This window comes from Acidovorax sp. GW821-FHT10A04, from assembly GCF_059415825.1.
Genome location: NZ_JBWKNZ010000009.1, coordinates 19,826 through 37,388, shown reverse-complemented (window position 1 = coordinate 37,388; position 17,563 = coordinate 19,826). Strand labels below are relative to the sequence as shown.

At 68.6% G+C, this 17,563-nt stretch carries 16 protein-coding genes; 7 read left to right on the top strand and 9 right to left on the bottom strand.

Translation table 11 applies throughout. The features are described from left to right. Nucleotides 1-58: 58 nt before the first annotated feature. From AC07PF_RS19190 to apbC, 3 genes are all read right to left on the bottom strand, one after another. Nucleotides 59-1,735: an OFA family MFS transporter gene (locus AC07PF_RS19190; protein ID WP_494612890.1), complete on the bottom strand. Its 1,677-nt coding sequence runs from the start codon at nucleotides 1,733-1,735 to the stop codon at nucleotides 59-61. 277 nt (nucleotides 1,736-2,012) lie between these two features. Continuing rightward, complete coding sequence (locus AC07PF_RS19185; protein WP_494612889.1) at nucleotides 2,013-2,957, bottom strand: LysR substrate-binding domain-containing protein; 945 nt, start codon at nucleotides 2,955-2,957, stop codon at nucleotides 2,013-2,015. A gap of 52 nt (nucleotides 2,958-3,009) precedes the next feature. After that, nucleotides 3,010-4,101, bottom strand: a complete 1,092-nt coding sequence (gene apbC / locus AC07PF_RS19180) for an iron-sulfur cluster carrier protein ApbC (RefSeq protein ID WP_494612888.1) — start codon at nucleotides 4,099-4,101, stop codon at nucleotides 3,010-3,012. A 110-nt stretch (nucleotides 4,102-4,211) separates the two neighbouring features. Here apbC and AC07PF_RS19175 point away from each other — a divergent pair, with 110 nt between their 5' ends. Continuing rightward, complete coding sequence (locus AC07PF_RS19175) at nucleotides 4,212-4,787, top strand: restriction endonuclease (protein ID WP_494604274.1); 576 nt, start codon at nucleotides 4,212-4,214, stop codon at nucleotides 4,785-4,787. Between the two features lie 92 nt (nucleotides 4,788-4,879). After that, entirely contained in the window at nucleotides 4,880-6,130 is a 1,251-nt protein-coding gene (locus tag AC07PF_RS19170; protein WP_494612887.1) for a patatin-like phospholipase family protein, read from the top strand. A 37-nt stretch (nucleotides 6,131-6,167) separates the two neighbouring features. On the opposite strand, the gene AC07PF_RS19165 is transcribed toward AC07PF_RS19170, so the two are convergent. Then, nucleotides 6,168-7,316 carry an SMP-30/gluconolactonase/LRE family protein gene (locus AC07PF_RS19165; protein ID WP_494612886.1) on the bottom strand — a complete coding sequence of 383 codons (1,149 nt, stop codon included), beginning with the start codon at nucleotides 7,314-7,316 and terminating at the stop codon, nucleotides 6,168-6,170. Between the two features lie 111 nt (nucleotides 7,317-7,427). On the opposite strand from AC07PF_RS19165, the gene metG reads away from it, so the two are divergent. Next, the gene (gene metG, locus AC07PF_RS19160; RefSeq protein WP_494612885.1) at nucleotides 7,428-9,533 is read left to right on the top strand and encodes a methionine--tRNA ligase; all 2,106 of its coding nucleotides are present in this window, start codon (nucleotides 7,428-7,430) and stop codon (nucleotides 9,531-9,533) included. 3 nt (nucleotides 9,534-9,536) lie between these two features. On the opposite strand, the gene AC07PF_RS19155 is transcribed toward metG, so the two are convergent. From AC07PF_RS19155 to AC07PF_RS19145, 3 genes are read right to left on the bottom strand one after another with little or no spacing between them, the layout of a single operon-like run. Next, a complete protein-coding gene (locus tag AC07PF_RS19155) occupies nucleotides 9,537-10,178 on the bottom strand; it encodes a DUF2306 domain-containing protein (protein ID WP_494612884.1) in 642 nt (213 codons plus the stop codon). 60 nt (nucleotides 10,179-10,238) lie between these two features. Next, nucleotides 10,239-11,657, bottom strand: coding sequence for a sensor histidine kinase (locus AC07PF_RS19150; protein ID WP_494612883.1), 1,419 nt, complete (start codon nucleotides 11,655-11,657; stop codon nucleotides 10,239-10,241). Continuing rightward, on the bottom strand, nucleotides 11,654-12,313 hold the full coding sequence (locus tag AC07PF_RS19145; RefSeq protein ID WP_494612882.1) for a response regulator: 660 nt from the start codon (nucleotides 12,311-12,313) through the stop codon (nucleotides 11,654-11,656). Before AC07PF_RS19145 ends, AC07PF_RS19150 begins: the two co-directional genes overlap by 4 nt. Nucleotides 12,314-12,523: 210 nt before the next feature. Here AC07PF_RS19145 and AC07PF_RS19140 point away from each other — a divergent pair, with 210 nt between their 5' ends. Continuing rightward, complete coding sequence (locus AC07PF_RS19140; protein WP_494612881.1) at nucleotides 12,524-13,297, top strand: MipA/OmpV family protein; 774 nt, start codon at nucleotides 12,524-12,526, stop codon at nucleotides 13,295-13,297. 49 nt (nucleotides 13,298-13,346) lie between these two features. Here AC07PF_RS19140 and AC07PF_RS19135 read toward each other — a convergent pair whose 3' ends face one another. After that, complete coding sequence (locus tag AC07PF_RS19135; protein WP_494612880.1) at nucleotides 13,347-13,988, bottom strand: YitT family protein; 642 nt, start codon at nucleotides 13,986-13,988, stop codon at nucleotides 13,347-13,349. 197 nt (nucleotides 13,989-14,185) lie between these two features. Here AC07PF_RS19135 and AC07PF_RS19130 point away from each other — a divergent pair, with 197 nt between their 5' ends. Further along, nucleotides 14,186-15,844, top strand: coding sequence for a SulP family inorganic anion transporter (locus tag AC07PF_RS19130; RefSeq protein WP_494612879.1), 1,659 nt, complete (start codon nucleotides 14,186-14,188; stop codon nucleotides 15,842-15,844). A 7-nt stretch (nucleotides 15,845-15,851) separates the two neighbouring features. Here AC07PF_RS19130 and AC07PF_RS19125 read toward each other — a convergent pair whose 3' ends face one another. Continuing rightward, nucleotides 15,852-16,364: a hypothetical protein gene (locus AC07PF_RS19125; protein ID WP_007861248.1), complete on the bottom strand. Its 513-nt coding sequence runs from the start codon at nucleotides 16,362-16,364 to the stop codon at nucleotides 15,852-15,854. Nucleotides 16,365-16,406: 42 nt separating this feature from the next. On the opposite strand from AC07PF_RS19125, the gene AC07PF_RS19120 reads away from it, so the two are divergent. Together AC07PF_RS19120 and AC07PF_RS19115 are read left to right on the top strand one after the other, a co-directional pair. Then, the gene (locus tag AC07PF_RS19120; RefSeq protein ID WP_007861239.1) at nucleotides 16,407-16,613 is read left to right on the top strand and encodes a DUF3460 family protein; all 207 of its coding nucleotides are present in this window, start codon (nucleotides 16,407-16,409) and stop codon (nucleotides 16,611-16,613) included. A gap of 75 nt (nucleotides 16,614-16,688) precedes the next feature. Next, nucleotides 16,689-17,534 carry a segregation and condensation protein A gene (locus AC07PF_RS19115; RefSeq protein ID WP_494612878.1) on the top strand — a complete coding sequence of 282 codons (846 nt, stop codon included), beginning with the start codon at nucleotides 16,689-16,691 and terminating at the stop codon, nucleotides 17,532-17,534. The last annotated feature ends 29 nt before the right edge of the window (nucleotides 17,535-17,563 follow it).

The window sequence follows — 17,563 nt, the reverse complement described above, 5'->3', positions numbered from 1 at the left end:
ATGGTCATGGCGGCCACAGGCGCTTCTTGCCGCCCCCGGCCCCGTGCCATCCGCTTCCTTACTGGAAAAACTTGGCGGCGCTCACCAGGGTCTTGTAGATGCCCCAGATGAGCGGCAGGCCCACGGCCAGCCAGGCGAAGGCCACCACCGCAGGGCTGGTCGTGCCGCCGCTGCCGGGGCCGCCGCCGACTTCGGCCGCCACGCTCTTTTCGTGGGCCAGCTTCTTCTCGTGGGCCAGTTCCGCGTCGCTCATGAACCATTTGTCGGCCAGCGGGCGCACCATGAGGTTGGCAATGAGGCCAATGACCAGCATGCCCACCAGGATGTACATGGTCTGGTTGTACACCTGTTCGCGCGGCAGGCCCAGGCCCAGTTGGTATTCGCGCATGTAGTTCACGACTACCGGGCCCAGGATGCCGGCCGTGGCCCAGGCCGTCAGCAGGCGGCCGTGGATGGCGCCCACGAACTGCGTGCCGAACAGGTCGGCCAGGTAGGCCGGCACCGTGGCGAAGCCGCCGCCGTACATCGACAGGATCACGCAGAAGGCGCCCACGAACAACAGCTTGCTGCCGGCACCGGCCGAGCTCGGGATGCTGGCGTACATCAGGCCGCCGAGCACGAAGAAGATCACATAGGTCATCTTGCGGCCGAACTTGTCGGACAGGCTGGCCCAGAAGAAGCGGCCGCCGATGTTGAACAGCGACAGCAGCGCCGTGAAGCCGCCGGCCACGGCCGCGATGGCGGCCAGCTGGGCCTTGTCGAGCTCACCGAACTTCTGCGACACGCCGATCAGGCCGCCGCCGAAGACTTCCTGCAGCATGGGCGAGGCCATGCCGATCACGCCGATGCCGGCGCTCACGTTCATGCACAGCACGACCCAGATGAGCCAGAACTGCGGGATGCCCCAGACGCGCTTCACGTGCACGTGGCGCTGGGTGATCATGGCGTTGGCCGAGGGGGGTGGCGGCGTCCAGCCGGCGGGCTTCCAGCCCGTGGGCGGCACGCGGTAGCCCAGTGCACCGGCCATCATGAACACGAAGTACACCAGCGCCATGACCACGAAGGTCTGCATCACGCCCACGTCGGTGGGGCTGGAGAAGTTCTTCATCAGGTCCACCGCCAGGGGCGAGCCGATCATCGCGCCACCGCCAAAGCCCATGATGGCCATGCCGGTGGCCATGCCGCGCCGGTCGGGGAACCACTTGATCAGCGTGGACACGGGGGAGATGTAACCGAGCCCCAGCCCGATGCCCCCGATCACGCCCGAGCCCAGGATCATGAGCCAGAACTGGTGCAGGTGGATGCCCAGCGCCGACAGCAGCATGCCGCCGCACCAGCACACGGCCGAGACCACGCCGGCCTTGCGCGGGCCGGCACGCTCCAGCCAGCCGCCCCAGATGGCGGCCGAGCAGCCCAGGAAGACGAAGAACAGGGTGTACATCCAGCCCAGCGTGGCCACGCGCCAGTCGCAGCCGCTGGCGAACAGCTCGGCGAAGAAGCTCATCTCCTTGGCGCAGGCCGCGCCCGTGCCCGCCGTGCTCAGTGCCTTGGACAGGGGCAGCCAGAACACCGAGAAGCCATAGGCCATGCCGATACACAGGTGGATCGCCAGGGCAGCCGGCGGCACCAGCCACCGGTTGAAGCCAGGCCCCGCAATGATGCGCTCCTTGTCCAGAAAACCAGGAGCCGCGAAGGACTCAGGCATGGTCGCGGTGCCTGCCGATGATGCATTCATATGTTCTCTCTCCTGTGATGTTGCGCAAGCGCTTTTCTTATTGACGCAGGTCAATGCGCCGAGCGGAGTGTCTGAACAGGATCCCTGGTGCGTCAAATTGAATCGGCACATGGTGCGATTCAGCAGTTGAATGAACGCGAATGGAAATCGCTCGCATATGCAGCGCATTGCATATGTCGCGCAATCAGCCCGCACGGCCCAACTCACAGCCCCGCGCAAGGATTGCCTCGCCGGGCTGGGCCGTCCGTCTTGGGGGATGCGCCCCCGGGGGATTTGGCTAAGACTTCAACTCGCCGCAGTGCTCTGCCACGTGCTCGCGCCAGGCGGGCAGGTCCAGCAGTTCGAGCGCGGCCTCGAGCGCCCGGGACACGCGCGGGCCGCGCTGGGTCATGAAGCCGATGGGCGTGCGCACATCGGGTGCCACCAGGGGCAGGGCCTCCAGGCAGCGCTCGCTGCGCGCGGCGGCCACCATGGCGCCCGGCAGCACGCTGCAGACCTCGCCCGACAGCACGGACAGCACCAGGGTCAGCACCGAGTTGGTCTCGATGGCCGGCGGCACCGGCGCGCCCGCCTCGCGCAGGGCCTCATCGATGATGAAGCGGTTGTGCATGTCGGGGGTGAGCAGGCACAGCGGCAGCTGGCCGGCGTCCTTCCAGCGCATGGGGGGGCCGATGCGCAGGCGGTCCGGGTCGGGCGTGTGTGCGCGGCGCAGCAGGTAGTAGTGCTCGTTGCACTGCGGCCAGGAGCGCAGGTTCACGCGCTTGGCCTGCATGCGCTCGCTGTAGCCCACGGCCAGGTCCAGCGACAAATCTTCGAGCCGCTGCTCGAGCTCCTGCGAGCTCATGGACAGCACCACGGGCAGGATGCCCGGGTGCCGCGCCTGCAGCAGGGCGGCAAAGCGCGAGAGGATGGGCACCGCGGTGGGGGTGGACGCCATGCGCAGGCGCCCCTGCGGCGCGATCTCGGTGCTGCGCAGCTCCTGGCGCAGGACCTCGTTGTCGCGCAGCATGCGCTGCGCCGTGGCCAGCACGGCCTCGCCCTCGTGGGTCAGGCCCACGTAGGAGCGTGCCCGCTGCACGATGACGACGCCGAACTCTTCCTCCAGCGCCCGCAGCGCGTTCGACAGCGCTGGCTGGGTGATGTGGCAGGCCTGCGCCGCCCGGCCGAAATGGCGGTGCTCGTCCAGGGAGACGAGGTAGCGCATGGCGGCCAGCAGGTTCATCGCCCCGCCGCCCCTTCACCGCCCGGTTGCCGGGCCTTGCGCGGGCGCACGCTCACGTGTCCTTGCTGACCGAGATGGTCGGGAACTTGGACGAGAAGTCCTTGGCCTGCTGGGCGATCTTCACGGCCACGGTGCGCGCCACCTTCTTGTAGATCTGCGCCACGTCACCATCGGGGTCGGCCACCACGGTGGGTTTGCCGCTGTCGGCCTGCAGGCGGATCTGCATGTCCAGCGGCAGCGCGCCCAGGTAGTCCATGCCGTAGTCGGCCGCCATCTTCTTGCCGCCATCGGCGCCGAAGATGTGCTCCACGTGGCCGCAGTTGCTGCACACGTGCACGGCCATGTTCTCGACGATGCCCAGGATGGGCACGCCCACCTTCTCGAACATCTTGATGCCCTTCTTGGCATCCAGCAGGGCGATGTCCTGCGGCGTGGTGACGATCACCGCGCCGGTCATGGGCACGCGCTGGGACAGCGTGAGCTGGATGTCGCCGGTGCCGGGCGGCATGTCGATGATCAGGTAATCGAGGTCCTTCCAGTTGGTCTGGCGCAGCAGCTGCTCCAGCGCCTGCGTGGCCATGGGGCCGCGCCAGATCATGGCCTCGTCCTGGTCGACCAGGAAGCCGATGGACATGACCTGCACGCCGTAGTTCTCCAGCGGCTCCATGGTCTTGCCGTCCTCGCTCTCGGGGCGGCGGCTGATGCCCAGCATCATCGGCTGGCTCGGGCCGTAGATGTCAGCGTCGAGCACGCCGACGCTGGCGCCCTCGGACGCCAGTGCCAGGGCCAGGTTGGCAGCCGTGGTGCTCTTGCCCACCCCGCCCTTGCCCGAGGCCACGGCAATGATGTTCTTCACCTGGGGCAGCAGCTGCACGCCGCGCTGCACCGCATGGGCCAGCACCTTGGTGGTGATGTTGACCGAAACGTTGTCCACCCCGGCCACGCCCTTGGCCGCGGCCACCAGGCTGCGGCGCAGCTCGGGGACCAGGCTCTTGGCCGGGTAGCCGAGTTCCACGTCGAAGGCCACGTCGCCGCCGCTGATCTGCACATTGCGCAGCGCACGCGTGCTGACATAGTCCTTGCCCGTGTGCGGGTCTTGTACGCTGGAAAGTGCGGCCAGAAGGCCCTGTTCGGTGACTGCCATGCAATTAACTCCTGTGGGGGAGGTAGTCTATCGAAGAGGAACTTCCCCGATCCAAGTGCGGGACAATGCGCGTCTTCCCCTCTTCTGTCACCGACTCCCGAAAGCCCCCCGTGAAATTCAAGATGGCCGAGAAATCCCTGTTTGCTGTGCTGCTGCGCTCGCCCTGGTGGGTCAGCTTCCTGGTGGTGGGGGTGATCGCACTGGGCGCCGGCGCCCTGCTGCCGCGCGAGTACGCCTATGTCGGCGCCGTGGGCACGCTGCCGATCTTCGTCGTGGGCTGCATTGCGGCCTGGCGCCAGCTGCGGGCGCCGAGCCCCGCCAAGGTCGAGGAAATGCTGGGCGCCGTGAACAGCATGCCCTGGCGCCAGTTTGCCGATGCGCTGGAGGCCGCCTGGGTGCGCGATGGCTGCACGGTGGAAAAGCCCAAGGCAGGCCCCGTGGACCTGCGCGTGGCCAAGGGCGGCCAGGCCACCCTGGTCAGTGCCAAACGCTGGAAGGCCGCCACCCATGGCATCGAGCCGGTGCGCGAGCTGCATGCCGCCATGCAGGCCGAGGGGGCCTTAAGCGGCATCTACGTGATGACCCAGGGCCAGCTCTCCGACAACGCCCGCCTCTTCGCGCGCGACAACGGCATCACCGTGCTGCAGGGCCCGGGCGTCGCCTCCCTCCTTCTCGCCAAGGCCTGACCCGCCCCCCGCCATGCGGGTTTCCCCATGTGGCGGGCTGCCCGCAACGCAGCACACTTGGCACTGCCGATAAAGCCCCCACGCACGCGCCGATGCACCCACCCGACAGCCCTGCCCCACCAGCCCCTCCCACCACGGGCCTTCTGCTGACGGGCGGCGGCGCCCGGGCGGCCTACCAGGTGGGCGTGCTCGAAGCCATTGCCGACCTGCGCCTGGCCTGTGGCGCGGGCGATGAGCCCAACCCCTTTCCCATCATCACCGGCACCTCGGCCGGCGCCATCAATGCGGCGGCGCTGGCCTGCGGGGCCGACCATTTCGACCGCGCTGTGCGCCGCATCGCGCGCGTCTGGCGCGACTTCCATGCGCACCAGGTGTACCGGGCGGACTCGCTGAGCGTGCTGCGCAGCGGTGCACGCTGGCTGTCGCTGCTGTCGCTGGGCTGGGCCCTGGCGCGCTGGCGGCGCATGCGCCCGCGCTCGCTGCTGGACAATGCGCCGCTCGAAAAACTGCTGGTCAAGATGGTGCCGCTGGTGCGCCTGCCGCGCCTGCTGAAAAAAGGCCACCTCAAGGCCCTGGCCGTCACGGCGTCGAGCTACAGCTCGGGGGAGCACGTGACCTTCTTCGAGAGCGACGCCCCGCTGCAGCCCTGGGTGCGCTCGCAGCGCAAGGCGGCCCGCGACCGCATCACGCACGAGCACCTGCTGGCCTCCTCGGCGATTCCCTTCGTGTTCCCGGCCAAGGCCATCAGCATGGGGGACCACATGGAGTTCTTCGGCGACGGCTCCATGCGCCAGTCGGCACCGATCGCGCCGGCCATCCACCTGGGGGCCGAGCGCATCCTGGTGGTGGGCGCCGGCCGCATGCACGAACCCAAGGGCGATGCCTCGGCCAACCCCACGCCGACCTACCCCTCGTTGGCGCAGATCGCCGGGCACGCGCTGTCCAACATCTTCCTCGACGCGCTCTCGGTGGACGTGGAGCGCGTGCAGCGCGTGAACCAGACGCTCTCGCTGATCCCGCCCGAGGTGCGCGCCAAGAGCGCGCTGCGCCCCATCGAGCTCTTGGTGATCGCCCCCTCGCAGCGCCTGGACGCCGTGGCCGCGCGCCACGTGGGCAACCTGCCCACCCCCGTGCGCGCCATGCTCGGCGCCCTGGGCGTCACCTCCAACATGGCCGACGTGCGCGGCGCGGCCCTGGCCAGCTACCTGCTGTTCGAGTCGGGCTACACGCGCGAACTCATGGCCCTGGGCCGCGAGGACACGCTGGCCATGCGCGCCGAGGTGTGCAAGTTCTTCGGCTGGACCGACACCGGCGCCGAGGTGACGACACTCATGCACAGCTGATGCCCGCGGGGCGGCAGGCGCCTCCCCCGCCGATCCGCTACGGCGCCTTGAGCACGTCCCTGGGCAGCCAGCCCAGGCCATGCGCGTGCAGGCTCTGCACATACAGCCGGTCCGCCGTTTCGGTGATGGCCGTGGTCTCGGGGTAGGCGCCCGCCGGGTCCTGCAGGTCGGCCACGACCTGGCCTTCGTCGGTGAAGGCGATCACATGGCCATAGGGCTTGGGAATGGGCCACAGCGCGCGCGGCAGGCGCAGGGTCAGGCTGCGCAGCCAGGGCTTGCCGGCCATGTTGTCGATGGCGGCGCCGCGCGGCTTGGCAAAGCCCAGCCAGATCCGCCCGTCCCGCCCGCGCATGAGGTTGTCGGGGTAGCCGGGCAGGTTGTCGAGCAGCACCCGGGCCTGCGGGCCCGGCTGGGCACTGCCGATGTCCAGCCCGTTGGCATCCACGGCGATCTTCCACACCCGGTACTTGCCGGTTTCGTTGACGAACAGGCTTTTTTCGTCCTGGCTCAGCGCCACGCCGTTGGCAAAGCTGATGCCCCGGGCCACCACGCGCGTGGCGCGCGTGGCGCGCGTGGCGGGGTCGTATTCGAGCACGCGGCCGGTGCTGGCCTGCTCCAGGATGTCGAGCACGCTGGCCTCGAAGGTGCCGCCCCAGTCCCTGGGCGCAAAGCGGGTCGAGGCATCGCTCAGGTACATCTTGCCGCTTTGGGCCACCACCACGCCGTCGGCATAGCGGATGGGGTCGCCGGGGGCCACCTGGTCGGTGAGCAGGCTGACTTTGCCATCGGGGGCGATGGACAGAAGGCCCTTGACCGCATCGGCCGCGACCAGATTGCCCGCGGCGTCGAAATCGAAGCCCAGCACGCGCCCCCCGGTGTTGGCGAAGATCTGCTGGTCCGTTCCATCCGGGTTCATGCGCAGGATGTTGCCGCTGAGCACCGTGGTGTAGAGCCTGCCGTCCTTGCCCAGCGCAATGTGCTCGGGGCCGATCTCGCCTTTCAGGTCGATCATGCGCAGCCCGGCCAGGCGCTGGTTGGGCGCATGCACGCCCTGGTAGCCGGGCGCGGCAGGCGCGCTCCAGGCCACCGGCGCGATCGGCACCGGCCACCAGGCCAGGTAGGCCGCCCCCGCCAGCACGGCAATTGCCACCCCTGCTCCCCACCTGCCCCAGCGCACTTTGGCCATGCTGTCCCCCTGTTGTTCTGGATGGCGCGCATTGTGGCATCTGCCCCTGCCGGGGCAAAGGATGGCTCCGAGCGCCTAAAATCGCGGGTTCCGCCTGAGAAAGTACGACCCATGACGTCATCCGCACGCAAGCTCTTCGTCACCACCGCCCTGCCCTATGCCAATGGCAACTTCCATATCGGCCACATCATGGAGTACATCCAGGCCGACATCTGGGTGCGGTTCCAGCGCATGCAGGGCAACGCGGTCAACTTCGTCGGTGCCGACGATACGCACGGCGCGCCGATCATGATCGCGGCCGAGAAGGCCGGCAAGACACCCCAGCAGTTCGTGGCCGACATCGCCGCCGGCCGCAAGCAGTACCTGGACGGCTTTCACATCAGCTTCGACAACTGGCACAGCACCGATGGCCCGGAAAACCACGACCTGGCGCGCCAGATCTACCGCGACCTGCGCGACCGGGCCGACGGCTCGCTGATCGAGACCCGCACCATCGAGCAGTTCTTCGACCCCGAGAAGAACATGTTCCTGCCCGATCGCTTCATCAAGGGCGAGTGCCCCAAGTGCCACGCCAAGGACCAGTACGGCGACAACTGCGAGGTCTGCGGCTCGGTCTACGCGCCCACCGACCTGATCAACCCGTTCTCGGCCCTGTCGGGCGTCAAGCCCGAGCTCAAGAGTTCGGAGCACTTCTTCTTCAAGCTCTCGGACCCGCGCTGCGTGGAGTTCCTCGAAAACTGGACCCAGGACGGCAAGCTGCAGCCCGAGGTGGCCAACAAGATCAAGGAGTGGTTCACCGTCCGCACCAACCCGGACGGCACCACCAGCGAAGGCCTGGGCGACTGGGACATCTCGCGCGATGCGCCCTACTTCGGCATCGAGATCCCCGACGCACCGGGCAAGTACTTCTATGTCTGGCTCGACGCACCCGTGGGCTACCTGGCATCGCTCAAGAACTGGTTCGACAAGGGCGGCCCCAAGGACAAGCACGGAGACACCCGCAGCTTCGACGAATACATGGCGGCGCCCGACACCGAGCAGTACCACTTCATCGGCAAGGACATCGTGACCTTCCACACGCTGTTCTGGCCCGCGATGCTGCACTTTTCCGGCCGCAAGACGCCCGACAACGTGTTCGTGCACGGCTTCCTCACCGTCAACAACGGCGAGAAGATGAGCAAGAGCCGCGGCACCGGGCTGGACCCGCTCAAGTACCTGGGCCTGGGCATGAACCCCGAGTGGCTGCGCTACTACCTGGCGGCCAAGCTGTCCAACCGCAACGAGGACATCGACTTCAACGCCGATGACTTCATGGCCCGCGTGAACAGCGACCTGATCGGCAAGTTCGTCAACATCGCCAGCCGCGCGGCGGGCTTTTTGACCAAGCGCTTCGACGGCAAGCTCACCACGCAGTTCGGCGTCGACGGCGCGGCCCTGCTGGCCGAGGTGCGCAGCGCAGGCGACGGCCTGGCACAGCTGTACGAGGCGCGCGAGTTCGGCAAGGCCACGCGCGAGATCATGCTGCTGGCCGACAAGGTGAATGCCTATGTGGACCAGAACAAGCCCTGGGACCTGGCCAAGGACGCCGCCAACAACGAGGCCCTGCACCAGGTGTGCTCGGTGCTGATCAACACCTTTGCGGTGCTCACACGCTATCTGGCGCCCGTGCTGCCGGGCCTGGCCCGCGCGGTGGAAGGCTTTGTCGGCAGCGACATGCAGCGCTGGGCCGTGGCCGGCGACGTGCAGGCCATCGCCCCCTACCAGCACCTGATGCAGCGCGTGGCGCCCGAGCAGCTCGATGCGCTGTTCGAAGCCCCGGCCCAGCCGGAGGCCGCAGCCCCCGAAATGGCGGCCCCCGGCGGCGAAGAGCTGGCGCCGACCATCGGCATCGACGACTTCACCAAGATCGACCTGCGCATCGCACTGATCGTGAACTGCGAGCCCGTCGAAGGCTCGACCAAGCTGCTGCGCCTGACGCTGGACGTGGGCGAGGGCCGCACGCGCAATGTCTTCAGCGGCATCGCCAGTGCCTACCAGCCGGCCGAGCTGATCGGCAAGCACACGGTGATGGTGGCCAACCTGGCACCGCGCAAGATGAAGTTCGGTGTCTCCGAAGGCATGGTACTGGCCGCCAGCCATGGCGACGAGAAAGCCCACCCCGGCATCTACGTGCTCAACCCCTGGCCGGGCGCCACGCCGGGCATGCGCGTGCGCTGAGCCTTACTGGAATCGCAGCGCCTGGGGGCGCTGCTTTGGATCCCTGCGCCGCAGATACCACTCTGCGGCCAGGGCATTGGGCACCCAGCACAGCCAGGCGATGAAGGGGTAGGTCAGCGCTTCGTCGATGTCGGCGGCCATGCTGGCGCCCAGGTAGATACGCAGCGTGATGGCAGCCGTCGTGAGCGCAAAGCTGCGCACCATCCAGCGCCGGTGCTCGGCAAAGCGCCGCTGCAAGGCGAACGCCAGGCCCATGCCGGTCGTCACCACCCACGCCAGGCCCAGCACGAAGAAGCCGGCGGCGGCCACCGCGCCCGTCATGGCGTTCACGGCCAGCGGCAGCGACGACAGCCAGGCCACGGCAATCGACAGCACATAGGCACGCCCCACCCAGCGGTGCAGGGCCGGAAAGCGCGCGCGCCAGGCCGGCACGAACTGCAGCGGCCCGAGCACCATCGCCAGCGAGGCGCTGACCGCATGCACGACGAAAGGCCGGGGCGACAGTGCGAGGCTGGGCAGGTCCGACGGCAGGGGCATGCCGGGCAGCGCATAGCGCAGCGAAAAGAGGCCGATGGCCAGCGCCGAAAGCGCCAGCAGGGCCCAGGACCAGGCCAGGGCGGGGGAGGAAAAGAGGCGTGTCTGCATCGCGAGAACCTTGAAGGGATGGGAGTCCATCCACTCTAGAAAGCGCGACTCAGGCCCGCATTAGCCCTCACTTACGGCGGAATGAGCAAGGTGCACCCTGGCCACCAGGCCCCCCACCCCGTCGTCCCGCGCCCGCAGCTCCACCCGCAGCCCATGGCGCAGCGCCGCGGCCCGGGTGATGGCCAGGCCCAGGCCGCTGCCGTCGGCGGCAGCACCGGGCACGCGAAAGAAGCGGTCGAACACCCGCTCCAGCAGCTCGGGCGGTATGCCGGGCCCGGTGTCGACGATGTCCACCACCGGGCCACCCGCCAGCGGGTGCAGCCGCACCTCGACGCTACCGCCCTCGGGCGTGTAGCGCAGCGCGTTGTCCAGCAGGTTGTCGAACACGCTGCGCAGGTCGCTGGCCACGGCATCGACACGCACGGCGCAGGCACCGCTGAAGCCCACCTCGATGCGCCGCTGGTCCGCCAGCGGCATGAGCTGGCCCACGCTTTCGCGCAGCAGGGCCGTGATGTCCACCGGCTCGGCCGCCAGCCCCATGGACGCCGGCGCCTCCTGGCGCGAGAGCCGCAGCAGTTGGCCGATCAGGTGCCGGGCGCGGCGCATGCCGGCATCGAGCTGGGCGAACTGCTGCCGCGCCTCGCCCGCGGGCAGTAGCGGCTGCAGGTTCTCCATCTGCAGCGCCATGGCGGCCATGGGGGTGCGCAGCTCGTGCGCGGCGTCCTGCACGAAGCGGCGCTGGGCGGCAAAGGCCTCGTCCAGCCGCTCCAGCAGGGCATTGAACGAGCCGACCAGCGGCACGATCTCCTCGGGCACGCGGCCCATGGGAATGGCGCCCAGGCTGCGGTCGTTGCGCTGCGCCACCTCGTCGGCCACGGTGCGCAGCGAGCGCGACGCACGCCCCACAACCCGCCACAGCGTGAACAGCAGCGCGGGCACCAGCAGGGCCAGGGGCACGATGGCGTACAGGGTGCGCACGGCCACCTCTTCCTGCAGGAACTGCTCGCTTTGCAGCACCTGCACGCGGTGCAGGTGCTGCCCGGCCGCGGGGGTGGAATAGACACGCCACCCCGGTGCCCAGGCATCGCTGGTGCGCAGGCGCTGGTGGCCGGGCGCGGCCTGCAGGGGCACGCCGATGTCGGGGCCGGAGGTGGCGAGCAGGCGCCCGTCGGCCGACCAGACCTGCACCACGAAGGCACCCCATTCGACGATGTTGGTGCGGCTGAGCAGGGGCAGCGGCTCGACCGCAGCCTCTGCCGGGCCTGCCCGCACCGGCCCGCCGGACAGGTGCGAGCGCGCCAGTATCTCCATCTGGTACTGCATGAAGGTGTGGATCAGCGCGCTGTAGCTGGCCCAAAAGGCCCCGCCGGCCACCACGGCGCCCGCCAGGATCCAGGGCGCCAGCCACAGCACGATCTGCCCGCGCAGCGAGCGGGGTCGGTACCAGCGGGGAGCCTCCTCGGGCACCGCGCCTTTCATGGCGCCGCCACCCGCCAGCCCAGGCCGCGCACGTTGCGGATGGCGTCGGGCCCAAGCTTGCGGCGCATGCCGTGGATCAGCACGTCCACGGCATTGCTGCTGACCTCCTCACCCCAGCCGTAGATGCGGTTCTCGAGCTGCTCACGCGAAAGGATGGCCCCGGGCCGCTCGAGCAGCGCATGCAAGAGCGCGAACTCGCGCGCCGTGAGCGCTCCGCGCACGCCATCCTGCAGCACCTCGCGCGTGGCCAGGTCCAGTTGCACGGCACCGTTGCCCAGCAGCGACTGGGCGGCCCCGCTGCGCCGGCGCACCACGGCGCGCATGCGCGCCAGCAGCTCGGTCATCTCGAAGGGCTTGAGCAGGTAGTCGTCGGCCCCGGTATCAAGCCCGAGCACGCGGTCCTCGACCCCATCGCGCGCCGTGAGCACCACCACCGGCGTGAGGTCGCCGCGCGAGCGCGCGCGGCGCAGCACCTCGGTGCCGTCCAGCCCGGGCAAGCCCAGGTCCAGCAGCACGCAGCTGTAGTCGCCATCGGCCAGGGCGCTGTGGGCCAGTTCGCCATTGCGCACCCAGTCCACCGACCAGCCCGCGCTCTTGAGGGCGTGCGTGAGGCCGCGCCCTATCATGTCGTCGTCTTCCACCAGCAATGCGCGCAACGGGGTCTCCTCGGGAAATGGGGCAGCGCAAGCCTAGCGCGGGATTCTTAGCCGGCCGTGAGCAGCGCCATGCAGGGTGGCTAACGGCAGGCTAAGAAAGCCTTCCTACAGTCCACCGGCCTGCCGCGGCAAAGCTACCACCGCGGCGGCCCCCTGTCCACGCAGGTCCGCCCTGCCCCGCATCCCTTTCTTCTTGTGGAAATTGAGACCATGACGCTTCGCCTCCCGCATTCATCGATCCGCCTCCTGGCGGCACTGGCCGCCACGCTGCCCTTGCTGGCGCCAGCCAGCGCCCAGGCGCAGGAGGCAGGCGCCTCCAGCTGGGGCCTGGGCCTGGCCGTCAGCGCCGACCGCAAGCCCTACCGCGATTTCGACGACAAGCTGCAGCCCCTGCCCCTGCTGACCTACGAGAACCGCTGGATCCACATCGCGGGCCCCGGGGTGGATTTCAAGCTGCCCTCGCTGGGCCCGGTGGGCCTGCGGCTGCGCTCGCGCTTCGGTTTCGAGGGCTACGAGGCCGAGGACTCACCCTGGCTGGCCGGCATGCACGAGCGCAAGGGCAGCCTGTGGCTGGGCGCCGCCGCGACCTGGGACACCGGGCCGGTGCAGCTCTCGGCCGAACTGCTGGCCGATGCCTCGGGACACAGCAAGGGGCGCCAGTTCACGCTCAAGGCCGAGCGCCGCTTCCAGCTCGGCGCCTGGGATGTGACGCCGCGCCTGGCGCTGCAGCAGCAGGACCGCAAGACCGTGGACTACTACTACGGCGTGCAGGCCAGCGAGGCCCGCCTGGGGCGCCCGGCCTACGAGGGCAGCTCGGCCGTGAACCTGCAGGCCGGCGTGCGCGTGGGCTACACGCTGGCGCCGCGGCAATGGGTGTTTGTGGACGTGGGCGTCACGCGCCTGGGCAGCGCCATCAAGGACAGCCCGCTGGTCGACCGGTCCAGCCAGCCGGCCGTGACGGCGGGCTACCTGTACCGGTTCTGAGCGGCCTAAGAACCTGTGCGCGATCTCGCAGGGGATCGCGAACAGTGTCTTAGTGCCCGATGTAGCGGCCTGGCCGGTGGCTGATCCACAAAAAGCCGCTCATCACCAGCACCGCGAGCACCGAGTACGCAACCCGCTCCGGCGGCACGATGAACAGCGCCATCAGCACCACGGCGCCGTCGATGCCCATCTGCACCTTGCCGGCGCGGATGCCGTAGCGGTCCTGCATGTACAGCGAGAGCACCGTGGCGCCACCCAGGCTGGAGCGGTGGCGCGCCAGGAACAGGCAGCCCGTGCCCAGCAGCAGCCCCCCGAGCAGCGAGGCGAACAGCGGGTTGAGGTAGTCCACGTGCATGACGTGCGGGAACAGCTCGGTCAGGCCCGACAGCAGCGCCACCGAGACAAAGGTCTTGAGCGTGAACTCGCGCCCCATGCGCGTCCAGGCGAACCAGTAGAACGGCAGGTTCACGAGGAAGAACAGCTTGCCGAACGACACCCCGGTGATGTAGTGCACCAGGAAGGCGATGCCTGCCGTGCCGCCCACCAGCAGGCCGGCCTGGTTGAACAGCATGAGCGCCATGGCCACGAACAGCGTGCCCGCGAAGATGGCCTGGGCGTCCTCGTACGTGCCGTGGCGCAGCGACTCGGGCGTGTCGGGGTCGAGGAGGGGTGAAGGGGAAGGATCGGGCATGGGTCGGTCCATCAGCATACAGCGGTCATCGGACAGTGGAGATGGCACGAGAACAAGCAAGCACTGCGCCAGAACCGCACCATGCCAGAGGCCGGCACAGGAAATGCTTGCATTCCCGGCACCTTCCATCCCTCTGCGGCACCGTGGTCCGGTATTGCGCCTGCGGTGCCGGGGAATACACTGGTGCCCTCCTTGCCATGCAGCTGTCCTTCGCCTTCCACCCGCGGCTGATCGATGCCCTGAGCGGCTACAACCGCAGCCGTTGCCTGGCCGATGTCGGCGCGGGCATCACCGTGGGCATCGTGGCCCTGCCCCTGGCGATGGCCTTTGCGATCGCCAGCGGCCTGCCGCCGGGCGCGGGGCTGTGGACGGCCATCATCGCCGGCTTCCTGATCTCGGCGCTGGGCGGCACCAACGTGCAGATCGGCGGGCCCGCGGGGGCCTTCATCGTCATCGTCTACGGCATCGTCGAGCGCTATGGCGTGGCCAACCTGCTGATTTCCACCGCCTGCGCGGGCGTGCTGTTGGTGCTGCTGGGCCTGTTCCGGCTGGGCACGCTGGTGCGCTTCGTGCCCGTGAGCATCGTCATCGGCTTCACCAACGGCATCGCCGTGCTGATCGCGCTCTCGCAGCTCAAGGACTGGCTGGGCCTGTCCATCGCGCGCATGCCGGGCGACTTCTTCTCGCAGGTGGCCACGCTGGCGCGCCACATCGACAGCTTCAACCCCTATGCCTTCGGCCTGGGCGCCGTGTGCGTGGTGGGCCTGTTCGTGTGGCCACGGCTGTTCATGAAGGGCTCGCCCGTGGTGCGGCTCATGGATGGCTACAGCGTGCACAGCTTTGCGCGCGTGCCCGCGCCCGTGGTGGCCCTGGTCACGCTGAGCCTGCTGGCCTGGGCGCTCGAATTCCCGGTGGAGACCATCGGCTCGCGCTTTGGCGGCATTCCGCAGGGCCTGCCGGCCTTCGAGCTGCCCGACTTCTCGTGGGAGACGGTGCGCCTCCTGGTCACGCCCACGCTCACCATTGCCCTGCTGGGCGCCATCGAATCACTGCTGTGCGCGCGCGTGGCCGACCAGCTGGCCACCGACAGCCACCACCGCAAGCACGACCCCAACCAGGAACTCATGGCCCAGGGTCTGGCCAACCTGGTCGTGCCCTTCTTCGGCGGCATGCCGGCCACGGGCACCATCGCGCGCACGGTGACCAACATCCGCTCGGGCGCTACCTCACCCATCGCCGGCATCGTGCATGCCGCCACGCTGGCGCTGATCGTGCTGGCCGCGGCCCCGCTGGCACTGCACATCCCGCTGGCAGTGCTGGCGGGCATCTTGCTGTTCGTGGCCTGGAACATGGGCGAGTGGCACGAGTTCGTGCGCCTGCGCCAGTTCAGCAACCACTACCGGCTGCTGATGCTGGGCACCTTCTTCCTCACTGTCGTGTTCGACCTCACGGTGGCGGTCGAGGTGGGCCTGTTCATGGCCTGCGCCCTGTTCGTGCGGCGCATGAGCGGGCTGTTCAAGGCCGAACTGCAACCGCCTGCCGCCGCGACCACGCCGGGGCGGGCGCCCCGGACCTGGCGGCTGCACGGCGCCCTGTTCTTCGGCGCGGCTGCCAAGATCGACCCCATCGTGCAGGCGGTGGAGGCTGGCCCCGCGGGCGTGGACCTGGTGCTGGACGCGAGCGAGCTGGTGGCGCTCGACACCACCGGCCTGGATGCCCTCGGCCAGGTGCTCAAGGCGGTGGAGCAGCGCGGCGGAACCCTGCACATCGTGCACCTGCACGAACAGCCGCGCTCGCTGATGGAGCGCTCGGGCTTCGCCGACCGGCTGGCCGCACAGCCCGGCGCACAGCAATAGCAGCTACTTACTTTCCGCCCTTCAGCTCCGGTGCATCCAGATCAGGCCCGGTCTCGGTGCGCAGCACCTTCGCGCCCGGCCCCTGGACCACGGTGAACACCTGCGACTCGTTGCGCGCGTTGGCAAAGCGCCACTGCACATGGATCTCGTCCTTGAGCGGGTACGGCGACACCTTGGCGGCCTTGCCCAGCAGGCGGCGCACGGCGTCCATGCCCATGCCGGGCTGCACCCGGGCGAAGTTCTCGGGCGTGAGCACCTGGCGCACGGCGATCAGCTTGCCGTCGGCCCCGATGGCGATCATGTAGTTGACCTGGCCGGCCGGCTGGCGGTTGTATTCGAAGGTGCGGCTGCCGTCGGCCTCGTTCCAGGTGTTTTCGGGCACGCCGAAGCGGTCGCGCACGTCCGCCTCGGTGGACACGCCGGGCTGCAGCTCGCTGATGCGCTGGGGGTCGCAGCCGGCGGCGGCGAGCAGCGCCAGGGTGGTGATGGCAGCTGCCAGGGCACGAAAAAATGGGGGCATGGGGTCATCCCGGTAAAATCAGGGAAAAGAGGTTACCAGTCCATGTCCATTTTCCGCCGCCCCGATTACCAATCCGACACCACGCAGTTCATCAACCAGCTCAAGGCGAGCCGGCCCGAGCTCGACGCCCAGCAGGTGGCAGGCCGCGCCCTGCTGTGGGACAAGCAGGTGGACCGCAAGATCTGGGGCGAGTACCGCGAAGGCCAGGTCGAGCAAAAGCCCTACGTCTACCAGACCAACGCCGACTGAGCGGGTTATCGGCATGAAAACGGCCTCAAACGCTTTTTCACAAAGCGTTTGAAGCTATTTATTTCATAGCAATTGATGAGCAGCAGCGCGAGCGAAGCCGATGCCGCGGTCCAGGCCCAGGGCATGCCCGACGTGGTGGACCAGGTTGCCCTGGCGCGCCTGTACGGCGAGCCGCTGTTCGCCCTGCCCAACGACCTGTACATCCCGCCGGACGCGCTCGAGGTCTTCCTCGAAGCCTTCGAAGGGCCGCTGGACCTGCTGCTGTACCTGATCCGCAAGCAGAACTTCAACATCCTGGACATCCCCATGGTGGGGGTGACCAAGCAGTACCTGGCGTATGTGGACGAGATCCGCAGCCGCAACCTGGAGCTGGCCGCCGAGTACCTGCTGATGGCGGCGATGCTGATCGAGATCAAGTCGCGCATGCTGCTGCCGCCCAAGAAGCAGGCCGAGGGCGAAGAGCCTGTGGACCCCCGGGCCGAGCTGGTGCGCCGCCTGCTTGAGTACGAGCAGATGAAGATGGCCGGCATGCGCCTGTCGCAGCTGCCGCAGTACGGGCGCGACTTCCTCAAGGCCCAGGTCTACATCGAGCAGAGCCTGCAGCCGCGCTTTCCCGACGTGCACGTGGTGGAGCTGCAGGAGGCCTGGCGCGACATCATGAAGCGTGCCAAGCTGGTGCAGCACCACAAGATCACGCGCGAGGAACTCTCGGTGCGCGAGTACATGAGCATGGTGCTCAAGACGCTGCAGGGCCGCCGCTTCGTGGAGTTCGAAGAGCTTTTCGAGCCAGAGCGCGGCAGCACCGTGCTGGTGGTGACCTTCATCGCCTTGCTGGAGCTCGCCAAGGAAACCCTGATCGAGATCACCCAGGCCGAGGCCTTCGCGCCCATCTACGTGCGCCTGGCGTACACCCCCGCCTGACGACGACCACCGCCTGATTTCGGCCATGG